The following is a 4464-nucleotide window of genomic DNA, read 5'->3' as shown; positions in this document are numbered from 1 at the left end:
GTAGAGCTTCCCTGAAAATAGATTGCCAGTAGTTAAAAGTAGAGTTTGCTTTAGATTCACTCACCTGGAACTGTAGTCCGAGAAGTTGAAAGTTTATGTGATGTCGTAAGTAAATTAATGTCAAGACTATTTGGTCTTCAATTGATAATTTTTGTCCAGCACCTCCCCCAGGCTTTATTAGCCGGACTTTTTGATTTTCAATTTTTTCTATTGGGTACAATCCAACCGCAAACGGGATTTCGAGCTGGCTTAGTAGTCATTTCAATCTCGCTGGGTTCATTGGCTGATAACCAGTGGAAGTTGAGACGGGCATGTTGGGCGAGACGAGGTGCCAATAAAAATTGATAAATAGCAGAGGAATCCGGAGGAGTCATCCGGCTACTGGTTACCAAGTCTACTTGTCCTGCATTTGGGTCAATGACTGTAAAATGTCTTCCATAACTATCCACTAACCACAGTTGATCAATGGTCATTCCTCCACTGCGGATGGGGTTGAAAATGTCCCCATCGAGGAACTCGTATTGAATGGTGCTATCTCCTAAAGTCCAACGCACCTGATCGGTAATAAATTGTGCCACATCGTTGGTGGAGAGAGGATCGTCCACTTCTAGTTGCAGAGTGGGTTGGGAGAGCATGATGGTATCGTTAAACCCACCGATGGTTTGGGCTTGACAGTCTAAGGTTTCCATCTGTTCATAAGCCCACAAGGCTACGTAAATTGTATCTTGGGCTTTTTGCTCGTCAGTCATTCCCTGAACATCGTCTGTCGCCTCATACCAAGATTTAACCGTCTCAAAATTCTCACTTAAGTAGTCTGGGGTTTGGTCGTCTTCGGGAATATTATTTTCGTAGTAGTAGGTGGGTAGAAGTTGTGCATCTAAATAACGAGTCAATTGTCCACTTAACTCTTCTCCCACCGACGGGGTTAAAATACTGAACCCTGTATAACTATTACCATTCTCGACAAAACTGCTTTCTTTGCCAGGTTTCAGTTGGAGGTCGATGGCATTAGGTTCTAAGCTATAGTTATCAAGAATTTGATTGGCTTGATAATCTTGAACCACTCCCTCCGTCATCTCACGACTAGGATAGTTCAAGACATTCCACTCAAAAGCAAAGGGATTCCAAGGTTGCTGATTCCAGGTATTAAAGTTAATTGAGTCTTCTCCCGATTGGGGTTTCAGGCTATCAATTTGCGCTAAAAGCCCATTGATATCGCTGGTAATGTTCGTAACCTCAAAATCGATGGGGTAGCATTGGAGTAAATCGTCATCCCGCAACCGTCCATCCTGTCCGAAACGATTGGAAGCTTTGGCCGCATCTCCCGTCAAGAGGACAAAAGGATCGCTAGGACGCCAGTAATTTTCACTAGGAACTTGACTGAGGCGATATTGGGTCGTGGAAGTGGTATAACTAGCGATCGCACTTCCTAAGTTACGAATAGCATTAACCAGGTTATAGGCGATTTGAGAGGCTGTAGGGGGAATATAGATAGTCAAAATCCCTCCTTCTACTTTAACGGGATAGGTTTGTCCTCCATCAATAACATTCCAAGTTTTACCTTCAGAAAAGTCTCCCCCCGGATTATCTGCTTCAACAGTTCGATTATCCGATAGTGTTACTCCACAATTGGCAAATTCTACATTCATCTCTGCCCAGCCGCTAAAGTCGTTACCCGCAGCGTTATCCATTATTTCAACATAATCAGTGAAATAGAAATTTAACCTTGATATAACCTGAAAAGGCAAGGTTTTTGCTGTTACGGTGGTGCTGGTTCCCTGTCCTGAAAATTCGATTTCTCCTGCAGCAGCCATGGCTGTTCGCAAAGGCACCAGGCTGTAATCATTCACATCTCCGTAGAAGTTAGGATCGCCCTTCTCATAAATGTACCATTGGCTATATAACCGACGCTGCAAGGATTCTATGTCTAGCTGAGCCTGATTATATTGCTCTTGGATGATGTTGAGTTGATTCAGGGATTGAGCTAAATCATCGGGCAAAGTTAAGTCATTTTGTTGAGAAGTATCGGTGGTTTCTGACTCATTTTTAGAAACCTGGGGCATAATTGACCACAGATAGCCATTTTTTTCCGTACCAAACCCCACTTCGTGTCTTCCTTGCCGGAATTTGGCATACATATCGAGTTTTTGAGATTCTAACTTTTGTAATATTTGTAGGGCTTCTAATTGTTCTTCAACGACTTTGCCAATGGTATTGTTAGGATCTTCATCAATCGCCTGATCCTTATTGGGATAGGAATTTGCCAAGTAAGCAGCCAGGGCTTCGGCGGGGGAATCTCCCACCGCTAGGTTAGGTTGGGATAAATCTGGATCTACGGAACCACCACTACCACTAAAGGTGATGCGAGAGTGATAGATAGTCTGGGGTGGAATGGCTTCTGTTGGCTCAATTGTCCAACTAAAGTCTTCCTGTAGCAATGCCAGTAACTCTTCAGAGTCAGTTACCCCACTATTTTCGGCTAAGAACTCTTGGATACAATCCTGTCCACCATCACTGTACCAACCCACCACATCATACTGTAAGCCTTCCTCAGGAGTCTGGGTGGGATAATCAGGGTCGTGGAAGCCAAAAACGCTATAGGAGTTAGGATAAAAGGCTGCAAAAGTTACTTTAACTGTATCCAATACGGGTACATTGGCATTGGTGCCCACAGCAGTTAAAGCAGCAGCATATTCTTTACTAGTACTATCAGATTGCCATTCTCCCAGTTCCCAACTTCGCCCCATATAGCGGTAACGTTGATATTGATAAGTGCTGGCATCGTTAGGATCTACAGTACTTAAATCCGGTGGGTCAATCAGAATATTAATCGCTTTTGGTGGTGCGCTATCATCCTCTGCTGGTCGTTCAGGATAGAGATAGTCACTCTCGATTACCCATTGTTTATCTTCTTTGCTTCCTCCTTGGCGTATAATCAGCCAACGATTGGGAACTTGAGGGAAAGTAGTGAATGTCTCATGGGTTCCAGTGGTTAGGGCATCGGGTATAGACCAATGGAGATGGATGCCCGCTTCCAAAGTCAATTGCTGGTTGAATAAGGGGGCGAGAATCTGTTCACTGAGGTTGTCTTGTCCAGAGCCATGGGTTTCGTCTTGGTATTTGTAGGGTAGTAGGCTGTAGTCTGCCATGGTATCGAGGACTAGCTCGTCGTTGGCCAGACACAGAGCATCGAGATTAATGGGAACAAGTAGAGAGTTGCTCATAGGTAGTTATTTACACACGATTTGCAGTTTACTACGTTTTTTTTGGTCACAAAAAAATAGGTGTTTTTGCTGGGGAGGGAACATGCAAGATTAAATCCTTACTGGGTAATAATTTCAGCCTATAAGTTACAAAAATATAAATTTTTTTTTGGGCGCGACTTTGAAGATAGTTATAAGGGTTTGATCTTCCAGACAATGAATCTATGGTGAATTTGGGACTGTTTATTTTCTGAGCTCATTGGCCTCGAAGCCTTATATAAAGACTCTCACAAAAATTAACGGGAATGTATGAAATTTTGTAAATAAAAGCCAGACTTATAATTAATATTTTTTTTTGTTTTGGGTTCAGCTAATTGTGAGATAATTAGAAATTTATTTTGATTCAGTGATTAATGTCATATCCTTCTTTAAGAGAATTTTTAACTAAGGAGGTAAGGAGGTAAGGAGGTAAGGAGATTAGGAGGTAAGGAGATTAGGAGAAAGTAAGGAGGTAAGGAGGTAAGGAGATTAGGAGGTTAGGAGTTAGGAGATTAGGAGTTAGAAGACAGTTTTGTAGGGTGCGTTAGGGACGGGCGAGCCTTAATTTTCCGCCACTTCGCCCTCGGTTAGGACAGCCGGTTCCGTAACGCACCACCGGCTCAAACAGCATGCATTGAGATGCACCCGGTTGGAGTTAGAATATTTTTTAAGTCAAGTTTGCTATTGCTGACTAACTACTGGGATAACAGGAGATAGGAGGTTAGGAGGTTAGGAGGTTAGGAGATTAGGAGATAGGAGGTAAGGAGATTAGGAGTTATAAGACAGTTTTGTAGGGTGCGTTAGGGACGGGCGAGCCTTAATTTTCCGCCACTTCGCGCTCGGTTAGGACAGCCCGTTCCGTAACGCACCACCGGCTCAAACAGCATGCATTGAGATGCACCCGGTTGGAGTTAGAATATTTTTTAAGTCAATTTTGTTACTTCTGACTAAATACTGGGATAACAGGAGATAGGAGGTTAGGAGGTTAGGAGGTTAGGAGATTAGGAGATAGGAGGTAAGGAGATTAGGAGTTATAAGACAGTTTTGTAGGGTGCGTTAGGGACGGGCGAGCCTTAATTTTCCGCCACTTCGCGCTCGGTTAGGACAGCCCGTTCCGTAACGCACCACCGGCTCAAACAGCATGCATTGAGATGCACCCGGTTGGAGTTAGAATATTTTTTAAGTCAATTTTGTTACTTCTGACTAAATACTGGGATAACAG

At 43.3% G+C, this 4464-nt stretch carries 2 protein-coding genes; both read right to left on the bottom strand.

Going from position 1 to position 4464, the window contains the following annotated elements; all coding sequences use genetic code 11:
• Nucleotides 1–220, bottom strand: a 220-nt coding sequence (locus F6K20_RS22355) for a helix-turn-helix domain-containing protein (protein WP_287296065.1), incomplete at its 3' end; no start/stop codon positions are given.
• A complete protein-coding gene (locus tag F6K20_RS22350) occupies nt 198–3224 on the bottom strand; it encodes a hypothetical protein (protein WP_287296063.1) in 3027 nt (1008 codons plus the stop codon). The genes F6K20_RS22355 and F6K20_RS22350, both read right to left, overlap by 23 nt.
• Nucleotides 3225–4464: the final 1240 nt, after the last annotated feature.

This window comes from Moorena sp. SIO2C4, from assembly GCF_010672485.1.
Classification (GTDB): domain Bacteria; phylum Cyanobacteriota; class Cyanobacteriia; order Cyanobacteriales; family Coleofasciculaceae; genus Moorena; species Moorena producens.
The sequence above is the reverse complement of the archived record's forward strand: the minus strand, read 5'-3'. Positions and strand labels throughout refer to the sequence as shown.